This is a genomic window from Streptacidiphilus rugosus AM-16 (assembly GCF_000744655.1).
Lineage (GTDB): Bacteria > Actinomycetota > Actinomycetes > Streptomycetales > Streptomycetaceae > Streptacidiphilus > Streptacidiphilus rugosus.
On record NZ_JQMJ01000004.1, the window covers coordinates 5,310,693 to 5,328,735 of the forward strand.

Consider the following 18,043-nt stretch of genomic DNA (forward strand, 5'->3'; position numbering starts at 1 on the left):
CCGCGCCCTCCGCCGCGCGCCTCACCGCAGCACCGCTTCCAGCAGGTCGGCGCCGAGCGAAGCGGTGGTCCCCGCGTCCAGCTCGTAGTGCACGTAGCGGCCGCGCCGGTCCGCGGTGAGCAGCCCCGCGCGGCGAAGCACCGCCAGATGACGGGAGACCTCGGGCGCGGTCAGCTCCCAGGCGGAGGCCAGCTCGCCCGTGGTGTGCGCGCCTCTGGCGAGCGTGCGGATCAGCCGGATCCTCACCGGGTGCGCCAGCGCCTCCAGCCGCAGCCTGACCAGCTCCAGCGGCACCGGCGGCGCGGCGGCGGCCGAGGCCACCGGGTACTGCAGCACCGGCCGCCAGCCCCGCGCGTGCACGCAGACCAGATGCGGGTCCCCGAACACGGACGGGATCAGCGTGACGCCCTGCCCGACGGCGCTGGCCTGGTTGTCCTGCAGCTTGTCGACGACGATCCGGCGGCGACCGCCCTCGCGGTCCTGCTCCACCGAGACGGCGGCCGACACCGAGGCGAGCGTCTCGGCCAGGCCCCGGCGCGCCAGCAGGTCGGCCTTGAGCCGCAGGTCGGCCGCGAGCTGCGGCCGGATCCGGGCCCAGGTCTCGTCGAAGAACGCGGGACCGCACGCCTCCAGCGTCCTGCGGACCCTGGCCCTGACGGTCGGCGGGTCGGCCAGCAGCCGCTCCGCGAACGCCGCCTGCTGCGGACCCCTGGCGTTGGCCAGCTCCAGTGCCCGTCCCCGGGAACCGTCGTCGGCCAGCGGGGACGGCGTGCCGAACCACAGCCGGTCCGAGCCGCAGGTCGTCACCAGCGCGGCGGACACGTACCGGTCGTCGTCGATCGCGTCGACCGCGTCCAGCTCCTCGGCGAGCGTCGCGGCGGGCCGGGCGGGGAGCAGGAAGTCGGCCCGCGAGGAACGCCAGAGGAACTCGGCCTCCCCCAGCCGCTCCGCCAGTTCCGCCGGCAGCCCGGCGCGGACCTTGACGCCCCAGGACAGCGACGCCGGATGGTGCGGCGGCGCGGCCAGCACATGGAGCATCGAGGTCAGCTCGGCCAGCGGCGAGGCGGCGAAGAGCAGGCGCTCGTCCGGCAGTCCGGTGATGTCGACGACAAGGCTCATGCGCCCATCCTCCCTGGTGGACACCGGGTCGTCGGCATCGATTGACGGTGATCGTCAATCGACGTGCCTCCGCGCGGCGCAGGCCGCGACGGTTGCCCCATGACCACAGCCTGCGCCGCCACCGCTGCCGTTCCCGCCGCCGCCACCATTTCTGCCCCCGCCCCGGCCCCTGCTGCCCGCGCCGCCCGTGCTCCCGGCCTGACCGCGTTGCTGCGGGCCGGAGGCGGTGCGCGCTACGCCCTCGCGCTGACGGTCGACGCCGTCGGCTCCGGCCTGCTCCGGCCCTTCCTACTGCTCTACGGCGTCCAGGTGTTCCACCTCGGCGTCGCCCGATCCGGCCTCGCGATGACCATCGGTCTGCTCGGCGGGCTGGCCGCGGTGCCCTTCGTCGGCCGCTGGATCGACCGGGGCGCGCGCTCGGCCGCGGTCGCCGCGTCGATGCTGGTCCGGGTGCTGGGCGTCGCGGCGCTCGTCGCCACACCCCTGCTCGGCGGGCCGCCGGTGGTCGACTTCACGGCGGCGGCGCTCTTCCTCGGCGTCGGCGGCCAGTGCTGGCCGCCCGCCCACGCCGCCCTGGTCAGCGCCGTCGCCGAGCCCCGGCACCGGGACGCCGCACTGGCCACCGGCCGCTCGCTGCGCAACGCCGGCCTCGGTATCGGCGCGCTGATCGCCACCGCGACCACGACGGGCGGCGCGGACGCGCTGCGCGCCCTGGCCCTCGCCACCGCCCTCGGCTACCTGCTGGCCTCCGCGCTGGTCCTGTCGATGCGGATCCACGGCGAAGCGCCCGCCGCTCCGCGAACTCCGGCTCAGGCTCGGACCCGGGCCCGGACCCGGATCCGGAGCGGTGGCGGGCTGAGCGTCCTGGACGTCGCCAACCTCCCCTACGCCTTCTGCTTCAACGTGCTGGAGGTCGCCCTCCCGGCCTTCCTGGTCACCACCCTGCACGTCTCCTCCGCCTGGTCGGCGGGGATCTTCGTCGGCAACACCGTGCTCGTGGTGGCCTGTCAGGTCGCCGTGGTCCTCTGGCTCGCCCGCTTCGCGCGCGGCTCCGCGCTGGCCGGGGCCGGGCTGGTGCTCGCCCTCTCCTACCTGGGCTTCTGGGCCGCCGGTCTGGCCGACGGGATCTGGGCCGGGGTCGGGGTCGCGCTGGTCTCCGTGGTCTACACGGCCGGGGAGATCATGTACACCGGCACCGCGACCGCGCTGATCGTGGCGACCACCGAGCCCGCCCGCCTCGGCGCGGCGCTCGCGCGCTTCCAACTCTCCAGCGGCGTGGGGCTGGCCGCCTCACCCGCCGTCCTGACGGCGCTGCTGGCCTGGGGCCCAGGACCGCTCTGGGGCTCGCTGGCCGCCGTCACAGCGGCGGCCGCCCTCGCGATCCGGCTGCGGGCCAGGGTCTGAGCGCGGGAGCGCGGGATCGCGGGGAGCTCGAACGCCCGGCGGTCTAGCCCCAGATCCGCTCGGCGTACGCGATGAAGTTGCCGCCCATGATCTTGGCGATCCGCTCCTCCGCGAAGCCGCGCCGCTCCAGCAGCCGGATCAGCTCCCTGAACTGCTCGACGCCGCGCAGGTCGACGACGAAGGGAAGGGTGTCCGCCCGCTCCCCCGCCGCGCCCACCCCGGCCCGCGCGCGCTCGGCGACGTGCTCGGCCAACCGCGCCCGGTAAGCGCCGAGATCGTCGATGGCGGTGACCGGTCCGTCCGTCCCGATGCCGACGGCGTCCTCGCCGCAGACGTTCACCGCATGGACGATGTGCTCGACCACATCGGCCGCGCGCGCGTGACCGGAGAGGGTGAGGAAGGGCATGAAGTACACGCCGACGAAGCCACCGCGCTCGGCGACGAGGCGCAGTTCCTCGTCGGTCTTGTTGCGGGGCAGGTCGGCCAGGGCCCGGCAACCGGTGTGGTTGATCGAGACCGGCTGCCGGGAGATCCGGGCGGCTTCCAGACAGGTCCGCTCGCCGCTGTGGGAGAGGTCGACCATGAGCCGGTGCTCGTTCAGCGCGGCCACGGTCTCCCGCCCGAAGTCGGTGAGACCGCGGTTCTCCGGCGCCATCGAACCGTCGCCCAGGTGGTTGGCCTGGTTGTACGTCAACTGCACGACCCTGACCCCGCGTTCGGCGAAGTACCCGACCCGCTCGCGGATCACCGCCCGGTCCTCACCGACGGCGACGGCGTTCTGGAAACCGTAGACGACCCCGACGCGCCCCTCGGCGTGCGCGCCGCGGATGTCGTCCGCGCGCCGGACCTTGACCAGATCCCCGGGCCGCCCGGCGATGATGCCGTCCCACACGTCCAGCTCGCGCACAGTGTGCTCGTAGGGCGGCAGGTCGCCCAGGGTGTAGCCGAGGGTGATGTTGACGGCGGTCAGCCCGGAGGCCTTGGCCTCCGCGAGCGCCCGGTCGTCGATGACCAGTTCCTCGCTGGTCTGCTGGAGCTGCCCGGCGCCCTCGCCCTCGGCGTTCGGGTTCTCCAAGCCCCCGAGCGCGTTGACGATCGGGTAGCCGACAGCCGTGCGGTCGAGCGTGCTCATGCGGACGCGCCTTCCTGCTCGTCGTGCTGCTCGTGGTTCTGGACATCGTGGTTCTGGACATCGTGGTTCTGGACATCGTGGTTCTGGCTGTCGTGCCGCTCGTCGCCACGCGGCGGGTGGCCGGGGCGGTAGTCGGCGCGGTCGTGGCGCCGGCCGCGCTTCACGACGAAGCGCAGGCTGCGCAGATCACGGATGTCCTTGGTCGGATCCTCGTCGAGGACCAGGAAGTTGGCGAGCTTTCCCGCCTCGACCGTGCCCATACGCGACTCGGCTCCCATGCTCGCCGCCCCGGCCCGCGTCGCACTCTCCAGGGCCTGCTCGGGGGTGAACCCGCAGCGCTCGACCAGGTAGGCGAGCTCGTCGAAGAGCGGCGGCCACTCCTCCCCCGGATCCGGATCCCGGTCCGTGCCCGCGCAGACCGTCACCCCGGCCCGGAACGCCTGAGCGGTCAGCGCCGCCGACAGCCCGTCGTTGGCCTCGGCCCGCGCCCGACTCTCCTCGTCCTCCGCCTCGGCCGCGATCCGCGACCACAGGCTCGCCGTCGCGTCCAGGATCGTGCCCCGCCGCCGCATCTCGGCAAAGAGCTCCGCCAGGCAGGCGTCGTCCCCCGCCGCGAATCGCTCGTAGTCGATCGGCGGCTTCTGCTGGTACGTGGTCAGCGGCTGCTCTGCCGCCGCGTGGACGAGCAGTTGCACATGGGAGACGGAATCGACACCGGCGGCCACGACCTCGCCCGGCGTGGCGGGGAAGACCGCGCCGTGCGCCCACACCGCGATGCCCTGCCGGTGCGCCTCTGCGGTGATCGCGGCGACCGTCTCCCCGGGGAGGTTGGCATAGATCTTGATCGCCGTCGCATAGGTGCCGCGGGCCATCGCCACGGCGAGCGGCAGGTCCGTCTCCTCGCCGACCGCCTGCATCCACGGCACCGCGCCCGGCGTCGCCCCCTGCGAGACCTGCCAGGTGCGCGGATCCTCGAAGAAGCTCGGCCCCGCCATCAGCGCGGCGTAGTGGATGTCCGGCGCGGCGATCTCGCCGACCAACGCGGCGCGCGCCAGATCGGCGACCTGACGGAGGTCGTCGGCCATGTCCCTGGTCGCGGTGACGCCGCCGTACAGGTCGCGCCTCAGCGTCGCCTCGGCCAGGGGCCGGTCCGGCGGGGTCGCGATGTGCTGGTGCGAGTCGATCAGACCCGGCACGACGAACGCCCCGGCCAGCTCGACCACGGCGGCCTCCGCGCCGTACGCGCCCGCGTCGACCTCCGCGTCCGGGGCGACCAGCCGGATCTCCTCCCCGGCCACGACGAGGGTGACCCCCGGACGGGCTGGCGCTCCCGTGCCGTCCAGCAGCGTCGCACCGCGATACACGACCACCATGGGCTTCCTCCAGCCAGTGTTACAACAGCTGAAACATCTGCTTCAATGTCTGCAACACCTTATCCCAACGCTCCGACACGTCCCCCTCCCTCGCCATCCCCTCCCCTCCGCCCCCTCCCCTCCGCCCCCTCCCGCCGCCCCGAGGACCCCGTGCCCGCATCAGCCACGTCCGCCGTCGACAAGGCGCTGGACCTGATCGAGACCGTGGCCGGCTCCGACCGGCCGCTGCGCCTGACCGAGATCGCCGAACGCCTCGGCATGCACCGTGCGACGGCCTACCGCGTCCTGCAGGACCTGGTCCGACGCGGCTGGGTGCTGCGCCTGGGCGACCACTACCTGCCCGGCACCGCGATCCTCCGGCTGTCCGGCGCAGCCGCGGTCAACTCCCTGACCGGTGTGGCCCGTCCGGTGCTGGAGGCGCTCGCCGCGGAGACCGGGATGATGGTGAACCTGCAGGTCCCGGCCGAGGACCGGGCCCGCGTCGTCGACGTGGTGCGGCCGGACCGGCTGGCGATGATCAGCGATCTGCGCGACGAGCTGCTGCCGGTCCACCGCTTCGCCGGACCGCTGGCCCTGGTCGCCGCGCTCGACCCCGAGGCCCGCGCGCCCTACCTCCGCCCCGCCATGGCCGAGGGCCACCCGCTGACCGGCCCGGACGGCCTGCTCGCCGACCTGGACCGCACCGCGCGCACCGGCTTCGCCGTCCAACGCGGACGCAACCAGCAGCTCATCGCCTCGGTCAGCCGCGCCGTCACCACGACGGGCAGCACGGCCGGCAGCACGGCGCCGGTCTGCGCCCTGACCCTCGTCGGCCCGGTCGCGGAGTTCGACGGCGAGGGCCTCACCACGCTCGAGGACCACCTCCGCGCCGCGGTCGACCGCCTCGGCGGCGCACTCACCGAACTGACGTCGCCGCACCCCGCCGCCAGTCACCATCCCACCGCCAGTCACCACAGCACCGCTCACCACAGCACCCGAGGGCAGGCATGAGCCAGGACACCACCTCCTCACAGCCGGTGCTGGTCCTGGACCACGCCGCGACCGCCGCCGCGCTCGCCGCGGCGAGCGCCGCCCTCACCGACGCACTCGGCCGCGCACTGACGGCGATCGCCCGCGGCGAGGCGTCGAGCCCGCCCCGGATCGCCGCCCGCGCCCCGCACGGTCTGCTCGGCGCGATGCCCGGCTACGTCCCCGGCCTGGGCCTCGCCGCCAAGCTGATCACGGTCTTCGGCGACCCGGACCGGCCAGGCCGCAGCACCCACCGCGGATTGGTCGCCCACTTCGACGAGCACGACGGCCGCCTGCTGGCCCTGCTCGACGCCGAACCCCTCACCGCGGCCCGCACCGCCGCGACGGCCACACTCGCGTTCCACACCATCGCCCGGTCCGACGCCGCCCGGATCGCCGTCATCGGCACCGGCACCCAGGCGGCCGCCCAACTCGCCCTGCTGACACCCGAGGAGACCGCCTCGGCGACCGTGGCCGGCCGCGACCCTGTCCGCGTCCGCGCCCTGGCCGAGCGCTTCGGCGCCACGCCCGCCGCGTCGATCGAGGCGGCCGTACGCGCGGCCGACGTCGTCCTGTGCTGCACCGGCGCCCGCGAACCCGTCGTCCGCCGGGCCTGGCTCGCCCCGGGCACGCACGTCGGCTCCGTCGGCGGCTCCGACGGGCCCGAGCTGGACGCGGAGACGATCCGCGACGCCGCGCTCTTCGCCGAGTGGCCGGGAGCCGCCGGTTCCCCGCCTCCGGCCGGCGCGCACGAGCTCCAGTCAGTGCCCGCGGACCGGGTGACCCTCCTCGGCGCGGTGCTGGACGGCACGGTCCCGGGCCGTGCGGTACCGGACGGCACCGAACTGACCGTCTTCAAGTCGACCGGCCACGCCGCGCTCGACGTCGCCGCCGCCTCCGTCGCCCACGCCACGGCGCGCGACCTGGGCCTGGGCATCACCCTGGAGCTCTGACAGGCTGATCACCATGCTGAGCCTCGATCTGCACCCGATCTTCCGCAACAACCGGGACATCGAACTCGCCATGCGGCAGTTCCTCTTCTCCGCCGCCCACTCCGGCGAGCGGGTCGTCGAGATCATCCCCGGCAAGGGTTCGGGCAAGCTGAGGCAGCGCGTCGTGGCCTTCCTGGACCAGAAGCACATCAAGAAGCTCTACCTGCGCCACGAGACCGCCCCCGGCAACGACGGCCGGGTCCTCGTCTGGTTCCGCGACTGAGCCACGCCGCTCTCCCGCGCCTTCGACACACCCGGGAATGCGCGGACGTCCGGTTCTGTTGACGTGGACCCGACCACATCGGTCGGGTCAGCAAGGAACAGGAGAGGCCGTCATGGCTCGCAGCGAACTCCGCCCGGTCGTCAAGCTCCGCTCCACCGCAGGGACCGGCTACACCTACGTCACCCGCAAGAACCGTCGCAACGACCCCGACCGGCTGAGCCTGCGCAAGTACGACCCCGTCGCGGCCGCCCACGTGGAGTTCCGCGAGGAGCGCTGACACGCGCGGCAGACGCCGTAGCGCGAGGTGGACACACGGCAGGCGTGGACACCCGGCAGACAGAGCAGAAACGCCGAGGGCCCGGTCGACGGATACTCCGTCGACCGGGCCCTCGGCTGTGCAGTAGCGGGGACAGGATTTGAACCTGCGACCTCTGGGTTATGAGCCCAGCGAGCTACCGAGCTGCTCCACCCCGCGTCGGTGAGTTCACAGTAACAGACCTGCGGAGCCCGGCAAAAACGGATATCCGGCCCCACGGCCCGCGACCCCTACCTGAAATCTTGTAATGGTGTAATCATGGATCCATGACAGGCATGGGAAAGACCGGGGAGTCAGTCGCGGAGTGGTTCGCCGCCCACCTCCCCGAAGGACTGTTCGAGGAGACGCCGACGATCGTCGTGGACCGCGAGGAGATCACGGTCGTCGGCCCGATCGCCGCCGCGGGCGAGGACGCGGAGGGCACGGACGGGTCCGCCGACCCGGTCGTCGAGTTCCGCGAGCGCACCCGCGCGGACCGGGTGCAGGTGGCACGGGCGGCGGAGGAACATTTCGGCCGCAAGGTGTCCTGGGGCGTGCTGCACCAGGGGCGACGGGTGATGTTCACCCACCTCGCCGTCCCCACCATGACCCGGCTGCGGCAGCCCGAACGCCAGGTGTTGGACACCCTGGTCGCGGCCGGCGTCGCCCGCAGCCGGAGCGACGCGCTGGCCTGGTGCGTGCGCCAGGTGGGCGAGAACGCCGAGACCTGGCTCGGGGACCTGCGCGACGCGCTGCGTCACGTCCAGGAGGTCCGCCGCCAGGGGCCCGGCGGCTCCCAGCCCGGCCAGGCGGGCTGATCCCGAGCCCTCCCCTGCGCCCTGCCCGGTTCAGCCGAGCAGGGCGTAGACCGCCGTCGCGTGCGCGGCCGTCGCGTCCTCGGCCACCGAGCCGTCCGGGCCCTCCTGGGCCATCACGATGTCGGCGAAGGCCAGCGTCCGGCCGAGCTTGGTGAGCGTGGCGCGCACCAGCACGTCCGCGCCGACCACCGGCCGCTGGAACGAGGTCGAGAGCTGAACCGTCGTCATCGGCACGAAGCCGCCGCGCGCGGCGGCGACGGCCACCACGACGGCGGTGTCGGCGGCGGCCATCAGCGCCTGCCCGGAGAGCGCTCCGCCCTCCCGGGCCAGGCGCTGGGACCACGGCAGGCGCAGCACGGCCTGCCGCTCACCGACGGTGACGACCCGTAGGCCCAGATCCAGCACCCACGGTGCGAAGTTGTCGGTCAGGAGCTTGTCGGCGAGTTCCACGGTCAGCGGCATCGCACCAGCATGCCCGGGCGATGCCGCCGACCGACAGACCGCCACCCCGCTGCGGCCGCAGGGGTGCCAAGGCCGTCGCCTCAGACGCCGGTGTCGTGCACGATCTCGCCGTCCAGCACCGAGAGATCGACCACGGTGTCCAGGATCGTGCGCGGATCCTCGATCGCGAACAGGTCCCTGGAGAGCAGCACCAGGTCCGCGTACTTGCCGACGGTGATCGAACCCAGCCGGTCCTCCAGGTGGTTGGCGTAGGCGCCGCCCATCGTGTAGCCGTGCAGCGCGGTCGCCAGATCGAGCGTCTGCTCCGGCTGCCAGGCCGGCCCGCCGGCGAGCCCCTGCCGGGTGACGGCCGTGTAGAGACCGACCATCGGGTCCATCTCGGCGACGTTCCAGTCGCTCGACAGCGCCAACCGCGCTCCGGCCTCGTGCAGACTCCGCATCGGCCACGCCTTGCTCCAGCGACCGGGGCCGACCGCGTTCGCCCAGTCCTGCCCCGGACCGGCGATGTCGGGCGAGCAGTGACGCGGCTGCATGCAGGCCACCACGTCCAACTCCGCGAAGCGCGGCACGTCCGCGGGGTCGAGGCACTCCACGTGCACCACCTGGTGCCGCCTGCCGCCGCGGCTCCCTGCGCCCTCGCTCTGCTCTGCCTCCTCCGGAACGCCGTTCACCTTCCGCGCGTACTCCGCCGCGTCGAGCACGGTGCGGATGCCGCGGTCCCCGGTGGCGTGCACGAAGAGCTGGAAGCCCAGGCCGTCCAGACGGGCGAAGGTCTCGGCGAACTCCTCCGGCGGGTAGAAGGTCTCGCCGCGGTGGGAGTGGTGGCCGGCGTAGGGCTCCAACAGCGCGGCGGTGTGCGGCTCGACCACGTCGTCGATGTAGAGCTTCAGCGGTCCGACCCGGAAGCGGTCGCCGCTGTGCAGGCGCCCCGCCTCGGCGTACTCCGCCAGCTCCGCGTCCGTCGTGCCGCGCGGATGGAACAGCCCGACGACCAGCCGCGACCGCAGCCTCCCCGCGCCCCGCGCGCGCTCGTACAGAGCGAGGTCGTCGAGCGAGTTCTGCGGTTCGACCACCGTGGTGATGCCGTAGCGGGCCGCCATGTCCAGACTGCCGCAGAGCCGGGCGTACTGCCGGTCCGGATGCGCCCACGGGACCCCGGCCGCCACCAGCGCCCGGTGTCCGTCGCGGGAGAGCCCGCGGACCGCGAAGTCGGTGAGGAAGCCGGTCGGTTCACCGGTCACCGGATCCTTCTGCACGGTGCCGTAAGTGGTCCGGTCGACGCTCGCGTCGATGCCGAGTCGGCGCAGCGCCGCCGAGTTGAGCCACGCCGTGTGCACGTCGTAGCTCAGCACGAAGGCCGGGCGGTCGCCGGTGAAGGTGTCCAGGTCACCGGCGGTCGGCATGCGTCCGGCCGGGATGGCGGTGTAGTCGAACGCCTCCGCCTCCACCCACTCGGCATCGGGGTTCGCGGCCAGCCAGTGCCGGATCCGGCGTCCGATCTCCTCCAGGGTCCCGGCCCCCGCCAGCTGCACGCAGGCGCCGTCCGAGCCGAGGCGGACGTGGTTGTGGCTGTCGACGAACCCCGGCAGCAGCAGCCGTCCGTCGGCGTCGACCACCCGGGTCTCGGGCCCGACCCACGCACTCCAGTCCCGGGTTCCGGCAGCCTCGGCGAAGACCTGGACGATCCGCCCGTCCCGCACGGCCACGGCCTCGGCTCGCGGCAGGTCGGGGTCGACGGTGTGGACGTGGGCGTTGTGGACGATCAGGTCGGCGTAGTGGTTCATGAGTTCTTCCGTGCGGTGGTGAAGGAGTGAGCCTCGGCGGTGGCGGCGGCGGTCACGTCGGGGGTGTCGGTCTCCGCCGGGAGCTGGTCCGCCGGGAGCTGGTCCGCCGGGAGGCTGAGCTGCCAGTGCGTGGCGAGGCGCGGCCGCAGGAAGGCCACCCAGTAGGCCAGCCCCACCAGCAGCACCACCCCGGTGATGATCAGGTCGTGCGGGGTCTGCTGCGTCAGCACGTAGGCCAGGGCCGCCACGGTGACCACCGGGGCCACCGGCCACAGCGGCATCCGCCAAGCCGCGGTCTCCCGGTGCCGTCCACGCCGCGCCGCCAGCGCCGCCACACCGAGCAGCAGGTAGATGACGGCGACCACGACCCCGGTGAAGCCGAGGAGCTGGTCGATCGGTACGGCCAGGGCGAGCACGACGCCCGGCAGCCCGATGGCGAGCGTCGCCACCCACGGCGAGCCCCAGCGCGGGTGGATCGTCCCCAGCGCCCGGTTGACCGGCTCGGGCCAGGTCCGGTCGCGGGCCGAGGCGAAGAGGACGCGGCCGTTCTGCAGCACCATCACGATCACGGCGTTCAGGATCGCGGCGGCCACGCAAAGACTCACGAAGGTGCCGACGGCGCTTCCTGCCCAGCCGTTGACCACGGCGACCAGATCGCCGGCGGCCAGCTGGTCAGGGCTGCTGACGCCCAGACAGATCGCCGTCACCGGAATCGTGATCACGACCACGCCCGCCGCCAGCGACCAGAGCACGGTCCTGGCCACCGAGCGCCGCGGCTCGACCAGGTCCTCGGAGAGGTAGATCGCGGTGCCGAACCCGTTGTAGGTGAAGAGCGCCAGCGCCAGCCCGGAGACGAGCAGGCCCGCCGTGAGCGGACTGGTGTGACCGGCTCCGTCGGGGACGACCGGGTGGACCAGCGTCGCGACGGACTGGTGGACGTGGGTGAAGCCGAGGAAGCTCACCAGGGCGGCCGCCAGCACCTCGATCCCGAGGAAGACGCCGGTGATCAGCGCGTTCGACTTGATGTCCAGCACACCCACGACGACCGCGAGCAGCATCACCACGGCCCCGGCGACACTCGCGTTCACGTCGACCACGGAGGCGAGGTAGCCGGCCGTCCCGAGCGCGATGATCGGCGGGATGACGACGAGCGAGACGAGGGAGATGACGAAGACCAGCCAGCCGATCGGGCGGCCCAGGAGCTGTCCGACGATCGAGTACTCGCCGCCTGCGCTGGGCACCAGCGTGCCGAGCTCGGCGTAGCAGAGCCCCACCCCGAGCGAGAGCACCGCCGCGACCAGCAGGCTCAGCACCGCCCCGCTGCCGAGCTGCTGCAGCAGCGGCGGGACGACGATGAACAGCGAGGACGCGGGCGTCACACACGAGAGCGTCAGCAGGACGGCGCCGAAGACCTTGAGTGATCTCGGCAGTGCCGCAGGAGTTGTCATCGGCCTGACCTTCGGAGCGGAGGAGGGGAGGAGTCCGCTTATTGAAAGGCAGGCGAAAACGAGGCGTCAATCAGCTCAGGCGAGCGAGAACCCATGATTTTGGCATCAGGCAGGCTATTCGTCCGCCAGGGCCTGGCAATGCTTAATATTCGCCTACAGCGTCGGCAGATCGTAGCTGTAGCTCTCCTTGACGATCTCCATGTGCACCCAGGACTCGCTCCGGGCCACCCCCGCCAGCGAGCGGACCGCTTCCAGCCCCGCCAGCAGTTCCGCGCGGTCCCGCGCGTCCACACCGCAGACCAGGTCGAAGCGCCCGTGCCCACGCGCGACGAAGTTCACCCCCGGCACCGCCGACACCGCGCGCGCCACCTGATGCACGCTCCCGTAACCGCCGCCGTAGCCGACGCCGAGCCCGATCCCCGCCGCCTCCCGGACGCCCAGCGCCCGCGTCGCGACGAGAGCCGTCACGTACACGGCGCCCGACTCCAGCAGCCGCAGCACCCGCGCCCGCACCGCAGGTCCGGACAGCCCGACCTCCTGCGCCAGCGCCGCGAACCCCGCCCGCCCGTCCCCCTGCAGCAGGGCGAGCAGCCGTCGGTCGATGGCGTCCAGGTCGGCGGCAGTCAGCGAAGCGGCAGTCAGCGAAGCGGCGGCGCGGCCGTCCGGGGGGAGCGGGGAGTAGGCGTCCTTCACCAGCTCGGCGCAGCGGAACACCTCCACGTCCCGCACCCCCGGGGCGCTCCGCAGCACCGCGAGCTCCCGGTCCAGGGCCTCCTCGTCCGCAGCGCGCAGATCCACCACGACGCCGCGCGCCCCCGCGGTGCAGGAGACGAACCGCGCCGCCTCCCGCCCGGCCGCCACCCGCGCCACCGGCCCGCTCGGCCCGGCGACGTCGAGCGACACATGGGCCATCGACGCGAGTCCGGCCACTTGCGGCGCGACGATCCCGACGATCCGCACCCGCCCCCGCGTCAGCAGGCGCTGCACCCGGGACCTGGCCGCCTCCCGCGAGATGCCTGTCCGCTCGGCGAGCTCCTGGAAACTGAGCCGTCCGTCGCCCTGCAACTCGCGGACCAACGCCGCGTCGACGGCATCCAGCGCGCCGAGCCGCTCGGCCCCGGACCGCTCCGCACGGGATCTGTCCGCGCCGGATCTGTCCGCGCCGGATCTGTCTGCGCTGCTCATGCGGCTGGATGGTACCGGTCCGCATCCGGCCGGGCGGACGAGCCGGGCGGGGTGGGCACAGGCAACTGAGATACTTCGAGCAGCCCCGACGGCCCCCGCAGAGTTAGGCCGACTTTGAACAGCAGTCAACGGTCAGGCGAGCCCTCCTCCCCCACCCGCGACGCCGAGAGAACGCGCGACCGACGGGCCGAACTCATCACCGTGGGGCACACCTTGTTCGCCGACATGTCCTACGACGCGCTGTCCATGGACGAGATAGCCAGGCGGGCCGACGTCGCCAAGGGCCTGGTCTACTACTACTTCGGCAACAAGCGGGGCTACTACCTGGCCGTGGTCGAGGACGCCGCCGGCGAGCTGCTGCTGCGCGCGGCCCAGGACACCGGACTGCCGCGCGCCGAACGCCTGCGCCGGACCCTCGACGACTACCTCCGCTACGCCGAGCAGCACCAGTCGGCCTACCGGACCATCGCCACCGGCGGCGTCGGCCACGACACCCAGGTCCTGGCCATCAGGGAACGCGCCCGCGACTCGCTTCTGTCGACGCTGGCGGAGAGCGCCTGGGGGAGCGCGGAGATCCCGGCCATCGCCCGCACCGCGATGATCGGCTGGCTGTCGTCGGTGGAGGCCATCACCCTCGACTGGCTGCAGACCCGGCCGCTCGACCGCGACGCCGTGCGCGAGCTGCTGGTCCGCACACTGCATTACACCCTGCGCGCGGTCGAGGACTGCGATCCCACCTGGCCCGCGCCGACGGCCGAGAGGTAGCGGGTCGAGCGGGCAGCTGTCGGCGAGCGGAGGGGCCGTCGCCGCGCCGACGATTCGGCAGAACGGCTGAACGGCTGGGCAACCCGGCAGCCGGTCGGCGGGGCGGCCGGATCAGGCGCTCTCGCGGACGACCAGCTCCGGCTGGAACACCCGCGACTGCAGCAGCCGCTCCGGGGAGGCGATCTGCTCCAGCAGCAGCTCGGCCATCTGCGCGGCCATCTCCTCCACCGGTTGGCGGACGGTGGTCAGCGGTGGATCGCAGGTCAGCGCGACGTTGCTGTCGTCGAACCCGACCAGCGCCAGGTCCTGCGGGATCCGCCGTCCCGCCCGGTGCAGCACGCTGACCGCACCGAGCGCCATCAGGTCCGACGCGACGAACACCGCATCGGCGTCGGGCGCCCGCTCCAACAGGGTGCGCATCGCCGCCGCTCCCCCGGCCTGGGTGAAATCGCCCTCCGCCCACGCCGATTCGGTCAGCCCGTGATGCGCCAACCGCTCCCTGAACGCCTCCAGCCGCACCCGCCCTGCGGGCGTGTCCAAGGGACCCGACGCCGTGGCGATCCGCCGCCGTCCGAGCGCCACCAGGTGGTCGACCGCCAGACTCACCCCGGCCTGCTGATCCACCTCCACGAAGCTCACCGGCAGCGGGTCGGCCGGCCGCCCGGCGAGCACCGCGGGCACCTTGGCGGCGGCGAGATCGGCGGGCAGCGGGTCGTCCGTGTGCGTGGACACCAGCACGACGCCGTCGACGTGCCCCTGCCGGAGGTAGTTGAGCAGCTGCTTGCGGGAGGGGTCGTCGTCCACGATGGCCAGCATCAGCTGCACCCCGCGCGGCCGCACCGTCTGCGTCACGCCACTGACGACGCGACCGAAGAAGGGGTCGGCGAAGATCTGTCCCGCGCTCATGTCGGAGACTGCCAGGGCGATGGACCCGGTCGTCCGCGTCACCAGCGAGCGGGCGGCGAGATTGGGCACGTATCCGGTGGCGGCGATCGCCTTCTCCACCGACTTGCGCAACCCGGCGGCCACGGAGGCGTTTCCGTTGACCACCCGCGACACCGTGGCCCGCGAGACCCCGGCCACCCGCGCGACATCCTCGAGCGTGACCACGGGAGCGGGAGCGGGCTTCTTGGACATGCATGAGTTATACACGCCGCACCCGCCCTGCGGCCGTGCCGGACGGGCGTGGACCTGCATCCCTGGCGCGAGGACGTCACATCGGGGACACAGGCGGCGCGCGCTGAGCGCGAAGTCAGCGCGGACACACGACCTGATATTCGGACTGATGTGTGATCAGACAGGTTCCTGAGCGCGGCTCCACTGCTCCGGGTCGTACGTCGGCGAACCTTCAGGTGCGGGAGGGGACGGTCCGTCGAGAGGAAGAGTCCGAGTGAAGCGCACCCTTTTCGTCCTCCTGATGACGATGGCGACCTTGCTCGGCGTCGGCATCGGCTTCGGAGTCAGCACGGCGACGGCGGCCGAGCCGAGGTCGAAGCACGGGACGAGGTCGGCTTCCGAGCCGGGGACCGCGGTCGCGATGCCATTGCTGGACCTGCACGACGGCATGGTCGCGCGCTTCGGGAGCACCTACTACGCCTACGGGACCGAGTACAGCTGCGGCTTCAGCTGGCTCTCCCGGCCGACCCCGTTCTGCGGCTTCGGCGTCTCCACCGCTCCGTCACTGGCCGGCCCCTGGTCGTCACCCACGCTCCTCTTCGACCCCAGGGGCACGGACCCGTTCACCCGGCTTTCCTGGCAACAGGAGTGCGGCGGCACCGCCCAGGGCTGCTTCAACCCGCGCCTGATCCAGCGGTCGGGCTGGGGCGCCGACGACGACGCGTTCCTGCTGTGGTTCAACGCCCCCTACGACGTCTCCTCGGGCAAGTCGAGCAACGCCTACAACGTGATGGGCTGCAACGGCCCTGCCGGACCGTGCGGACCGTCGGCGGGCGCACCCCACGGCTCGTTCCACAAGCCCGCCCTGAACTACTGCAAGGCCAACGGCGACTTCGGCCTCATCGCTGCCCCCGCCGGACCGCCGGCAATCGTGTGCTCGATGGGCGGCGCGGCCAGCCTGTCCGTGGAGCGCCTGGACCGCTGGGGCAGCAACGGCAGCAACTCCGGTTCACTGCACGTCGCAGGGCTGACCTCCGTCGAAGGCGCCGGCGGCTTCTGGGACGAGGTCTCCGGCACCTTCGTCGTCACCTACGGCACACCGAACTGCGGCTACTGCTCCGGCACGGGGACGGGCTTCGCCATCGCAAGCAGCATCACGGGCCCCTACACCGCGCCGAGCAACTACGCCGCCGCCGCACCGCCCAAACTCGCCCGGGCCCTGATCTCGGGCAACTCCTGCGGCGGCCAGCCCCGCACCGTCAGCGTCGTCGACGGAGAGGCGTACCAGGGCATCGATCTGTGGACCGGATCCAGAAACGAGACCAAGGCCGGCTGGCTCCTCGAACCGCTGGACTACACGGCCCAGCCGAACACCCCCGGCCCGCCCTGGCAGCCCTTCGCCCCGTGGAACTGCACGCCATAGCGTCCGACCTCGGACGCGGGCGTGCCGATGGGCCGCCGGGTGGGCGGCTCATCGGCTGTGGGGTTGTTCAGTGGGGGTAGCGGGTGTTGGGGGGTGGGGGTGTGTCCGGGGGTGGGACGGCCCTGGGCCTGCCGTTGGTCATCTCCAACTCCCAGCCGGTGTGGTGCAGGTCGGTGTGGTGTTCTCCGCAGAGGAGGGCGAGGTTGTTCAGGCTGGTGTGGCCGCCGTCGGCCCAGTGGGTGAGGTGGTGGGCCTCGCACCAGGTGGGTGGGCGGGTGCAGCCGGGCCAGACGCAGTGCCGGTCCCGGGCGATGACCGCGTCCCGCAGGTGCGCCGGCACGGTCCGGGCCGCCCTGCCGATGGAGACCGGCTTGCCCTGGCCCTTGGTGAGGATCACCCGGAGCCGGCAGTCGCAGGACTCCTTACGGGCCTGCCACCGCGGCAACCGAAACCCCCGCGTGGAGGTGGCGACGCCGACCGGGTGCAGCAACCCCGACAAGTCGTCGTCGGCCGCCTCGGACGCTTCGGGGTCGTCGTCCCCGTCGAAGGTGGGGTGGGCCGGGCACTCCTCCCGCAGCGCGTCCAGGTCCGCGATCACCGTGAAGTGGGGGCGCTGACCACCGGTGGTGGGCAGCTTGTCGCACCCGAGCGCGAGGTCGGCGACCGCTTCGAGGGCGTCGCCCATCCGCTCCGGATGCGTCCGGGTCTCCCCCTCCACGGGGGTGCCCATCGCCGCCTCCAGCGCCACACGCAGCTTCTCCCCCGCCACCGCCGACAGCTCCGCGGTCAGCACCCAGAACGGGTCATCCGACGTGCCGGTCTGCGACAGCCTCGCCGTGGAACGGAACAGCGCCGGGGCATCCTTCACCGCCGGCTCCTGCTCCTCCACCAGGTGGGCACGGACCTGCCGGGCGGCCTGCTTCAACTGCCCCAGGTGGAGTTCCTTCGCCTGCCCGACCAGGAGATCTTCGGCCTGGGCGCGGGCCTGCGGGTCCTCCACGTCGGTGATCTCGTGGGCGATGACCTCCGCCTGGCTGGCAGAGAGTTCCCCCTCGGTGAGCGCGGTGCGGACGGTGCGCAGGGTGTCCAGGCGGCGGGCCCGCTCGACGAGCTGCTTCGCCACCCGGTCACTCAACTGCCCGTGCGTCTGCAGGAACCCCTTCGCCGTCCGGGAACGGGTGGCGGCCACCGCACCCGTGCGGTCGAACACCGCCACCCGACGCGCCAGCTCCGCCCCCACCATCTCCTCGAACCGCACCAGCGCCAGAAGCTGCTCGGCCTGGAACGAGGCACCGGCCGCACACAGGGCGTCGTCGTCCTCCGCCGCCAACGCGGCCAAGAACGTCAGAGAAGAAGAGGGCAGGGTCCGCAGCGGCTCGGTGCTCGCAGCACGGGCCTGGCGGGAACTTGAGGGAGTCAGGGGATCCGCACGGAACACGTCCCCCAGCGAGGCAGAAAACACCTCACCCATGGACGCATCTCCGTCTTCACACCCG

Annotated in this window: 17 protein-coding genes and 1 tRNA gene; 8 read left to right on the plus strand and 10 right to left on the minus strand. The window is 72.8% G+C overall.

The features are described 5' to 3' along the window. Positions 1 to 21: 21 nt before the first annotated feature. Entirely contained in the window at positions 22 to 1,119 is a 1,098-nt protein-coding gene (locus tag BS83_RS33350) for a DUF5937 family protein (protein ID WP_037607144.1), read from the minus strand. 99 nt (positions 1,120 to 1,218) lie between these two features. Between BS83_RS33350 and BS83_RS33355 the strand changes: the two genes are divergently transcribed. Beyond that, positions 1,219 to 2,523, plus strand: a complete 1,305-nt coding sequence (locus BS83_RS33355; protein WP_084714529.1) for an MFS transporter — start codon at positions 1,219 to 1,221, stop codon at positions 2,521 to 2,523. Between the two features lie 43 nt (positions 2,524 to 2,566). Here BS83_RS33355 and BS83_RS33360 read toward each other — a convergent pair whose 3' ends face one another. Further along, positions 2,567 to 3,655 carry a dipeptidase gene (locus BS83_RS33360; protein WP_037607145.1) on the minus strand — a complete coding sequence of 363 codons (1,089 nt, stop codon included), beginning with the start codon at positions 3,653 to 3,655 and terminating at the stop codon, positions 2,567 to 2,569. Continuing rightward, positions 3,652 to 5,028: an amidohydrolase family protein gene (locus BS83_RS33365; RefSeq protein WP_063774274.1), complete on the minus strand. Its 1,377-nt coding sequence runs from the start codon at positions 5,026 to 5,028 to the stop codon at positions 3,652 to 3,654. The genes BS83_RS33360 and BS83_RS33365 overlap by 4 nt, the downstream gene beginning before the upstream one ends. 150 nt (positions 5,029 to 5,178) lie before the next feature. Here BS83_RS33365 and BS83_RS33370 point away from each other — a divergent pair, with 150 nt between their 5' ends. The 4 genes from BS83_RS33370 (at position 5,179) to rpmG (ending at position 7,528) form a co-directional block, all read left to right on the plus strand. Further along, positions 5,179 to 6,018: an IclR family transcriptional regulator gene (locus tag BS83_RS33370; protein WP_063774275.1), complete on the plus strand. Its 840-nt coding sequence runs from the start codon at positions 5,179 to 5,181 to the stop codon at positions 6,016 to 6,018. Next, positions 6,015 to 6,989, plus strand: coding sequence for an NAD(P)-binding domain-containing protein (locus BS83_RS33375; protein WP_037607147.1), 975 nt, complete (start codon positions 6,015 to 6,017; stop codon positions 6,987 to 6,989). Before BS83_RS33370 ends, BS83_RS33375 begins: the two co-directional genes overlap by 4 nt. A gap of 13 nt (positions 6,990 to 7,002) precedes the next feature. Next, positions 7,003 to 7,251, plus strand: a complete 249-nt coding sequence (locus BS83_RS33380; RefSeq protein ID WP_037607148.1) for a Smr/MutS family protein — start codon at positions 7,003 to 7,005, stop codon at positions 7,249 to 7,251. Positions 7,252 to 7,363: 112 nt separating this feature from the next. Then, a complete protein-coding gene (gene rpmG / locus BS83_RS33385) occupies positions 7,364 to 7,528 on the plus strand; it encodes a 50S ribosomal protein L33 (protein WP_037607149.1) in 165 nt (54 codons plus the stop codon). Positions 7,529 to 7,652: 124 nt separating this feature from the next. On the opposite strand, the gene BS83_RS33390 is transcribed toward rpmG, so the two are convergent. Further along, a tRNA-Met gene (locus BS83_RS33390) sits at positions 7,653 to 7,726 on the minus strand. Between the two features lie 107 nt (positions 7,727 to 7,833). Between BS83_RS33390 and BS83_RS33395 the strand changes: the two genes are divergently transcribed. After that, the gene (locus BS83_RS33395) at positions 7,834 to 8,364 is read left to right on the plus strand and encodes a hypothetical protein (protein ID WP_232248578.1); all 531 of its coding nucleotides are present in this window, start codon (positions 7,834 to 7,836) and stop codon (positions 8,362 to 8,364) included. A 30-nt stretch (positions 8,365 to 8,394) separates the two neighbouring features. On the opposite strand, the gene BS83_RS33400 is transcribed toward BS83_RS33395, so the two are convergent. The 4 genes from BS83_RS33400 to BS83_RS33415 form a co-directional block, all read right to left on the minus strand. Next, positions 8,395 to 8,826, minus strand: a complete 432-nt coding sequence (locus BS83_RS33400) for a PaaI family thioesterase (protein ID WP_037607152.1) — start codon at positions 8,824 to 8,826, stop codon at positions 8,395 to 8,397. An 80-nt stretch (positions 8,827 to 8,906) separates the two neighbouring features. Then, the gene (locus BS83_RS33405; RefSeq protein WP_037607153.1) at positions 8,907 to 10,610 is read right to left on the minus strand and encodes an amidohydrolase; all 1,704 of its coding nucleotides are present in this window, start codon (positions 10,608 to 10,610) and stop codon (positions 8,907 to 8,909) included. After that, positions 10,607 to 12,058, minus strand: a complete 1,452-nt coding sequence (locus tag BS83_RS33410) for an APC family permease (RefSeq protein ID WP_063774276.1) — start codon at positions 12,056 to 12,058, stop codon at positions 10,607 to 10,609. Before BS83_RS33410 ends, BS83_RS33405 begins: the two co-directional genes overlap by 4 nt. A 153-nt stretch (positions 12,059 to 12,211) precedes the next feature. Next, positions 12,212 to 13,243 carry an Lrp/AsnC family transcriptional regulator gene (locus BS83_RS33415; RefSeq protein WP_051944484.1) on the minus strand — a complete coding sequence of 344 codons (1,032 nt, stop codon included), beginning with the start codon at positions 13,241 to 13,243 and terminating at the stop codon, positions 12,212 to 12,214. A gap of 201 nt (positions 13,244 to 13,444) precedes the next feature. On the opposite strand from BS83_RS33415, the gene BS83_RS33420 reads away from it, so the two are divergent. Further along, positions 13,445 to 14,008: a TetR/AcrR family transcriptional regulator gene (locus BS83_RS33420; RefSeq protein ID WP_332262362.1), complete on the plus strand. Its 564-nt coding sequence runs from the start codon at positions 13,445 to 13,447 to the stop codon at positions 14,006 to 14,008. Between the two features lie 111 nt (positions 14,009 to 14,119). On the opposite strand, the gene BS83_RS33425 is transcribed toward BS83_RS33420, so the two are convergent. Next, positions 14,120 to 15,145 carry a LacI family DNA-binding transcriptional regulator gene (locus BS83_RS33425; protein WP_051944485.1) on the minus strand — a complete coding sequence of 342 codons (1,026 nt, stop codon included), beginning with the start codon at positions 15,143 to 15,145 and terminating at the stop codon, positions 14,120 to 14,122. Between the two features lie 253 nt (positions 15,146 to 15,398). Here BS83_RS33425 and BS83_RS33430 point away from each other — a divergent pair, with 253 nt between their 5' ends. After that, on the plus strand, positions 15,399 to 16,547 hold the full coding sequence (locus BS83_RS33430; RefSeq protein WP_037607158.1) for a glycoside hydrolase family protein: 1,149 nt from the start codon (positions 15,399 to 15,401) through the stop codon (positions 16,545 to 16,547). A gap of 67 nt (positions 16,548 to 16,614) precedes the next feature. On the opposite strand, the gene BS83_RS42475 is transcribed toward BS83_RS33430, so the two are convergent. Continuing rightward, the gene (locus BS83_RS42475; protein WP_051944486.1) at positions 16,615 to 18,018 is read right to left on the minus strand and encodes an HNH endonuclease signature motif containing protein; all 1,404 of its coding nucleotides are present in this window, start codon (positions 18,016 to 18,018) and stop codon (positions 16,615 to 16,617) included. Positions 18,019 to 18,043: the final 25 nt, after the last annotated feature.

Excerpts from the sequence above, each read along its gene's own strand:
- BS83_RS33350 (WP_037607144.1), bottom strand. The coding sequence starts at position 1,119 with ATGAGCCTTGTCGTCGACATCACCGGACTGCCGGACGAGCGCCTGCTC.
- BS83_RS33355 (WP_084714529.1), top strand. The coding sequence starts at position 1,219 with ATGACCACAGCCTGCGCCGCCACCGCTGCCGTTCCCGCCGCCGCCACC.
- BS83_RS33360 (WP_037607145.1), bottom strand. The coding sequence starts at position 3,655 with ATGAGCACGCTCGACCGCACGGCTGTCGGCTACCCGATCGTCAACGCG.
- BS83_RS33365 (WP_063774274.1), bottom strand. The coding sequence starts at position 5,028 with ATGGTGGTCGTGTATCGCGGTGCGACGCTGCTGGACGGCACGGGAGCG.
- BS83_RS33375 (WP_037607147.1), top strand. The coding sequence starts at position 6,015 with ATGAGCCAGGACACCACCTCCTCACAGCCGGTGCTGGTCCTGGACCAC.
- BS83_RS33380 (WP_037607148.1), top strand. The coding sequence starts at position 7,003 with ATGCTGAGCCTCGATCTGCACCCGATCTTCCGCAACAACCGGGACATC.
- rpmG (WP_037607149.1), top strand. The coding sequence starts at position 7,364 with ATGGCTCGCAGCGAACTCCGCCCGGTCGTCAAGCTCCGCTCCACCGCA.
- BS83_RS33395 (WP_232248578.1), top strand. The coding sequence starts at position 7,834 with ATGACAGGCATGGGAAAGACCGGGGAGTCAGTCGCGGAGTGGTTCGCC.
- BS83_RS33400 (WP_037607152.1), bottom strand. The coding sequence starts at position 8,826 with ATGCCGCTGACCGTGGAACTCGCCGACAAGCTCCTGACCGACAACTTC.
- BS83_RS33405 (WP_037607153.1), bottom strand. The coding sequence starts at position 10,610 with ATGAACCACTACGCCGACCTGATCGTCCACAACGCCCACGTCCACACC.
- BS83_RS33410 (WP_063774276.1), bottom strand. The coding sequence starts at position 12,058 with ATGACAACTCCTGCGGCACTGCCGAGATCACTCAAGGTCTTCGGCGCC.
- BS83_RS33415 (WP_051944484.1), bottom strand. The coding sequence starts at position 13,243 with ATGAGCAGCGCAGACAGATCCGGCGCGGACAGATCCGGCGCGGACAGA.
- BS83_RS33425 (WP_051944485.1), bottom strand. The coding sequence starts at position 15,145 with ATGTCCAAGAAGCCCGCTCCCGCTCCCGTGGTCACGCTCGAGGATGTC.
- BS83_RS42475 (WP_051944486.1), bottom strand. The coding sequence starts at position 18,018 with ATGGGTGAGGTGTTTTCTGCCTCGCTGGGGGACGTGTTCCGTGCGGAT.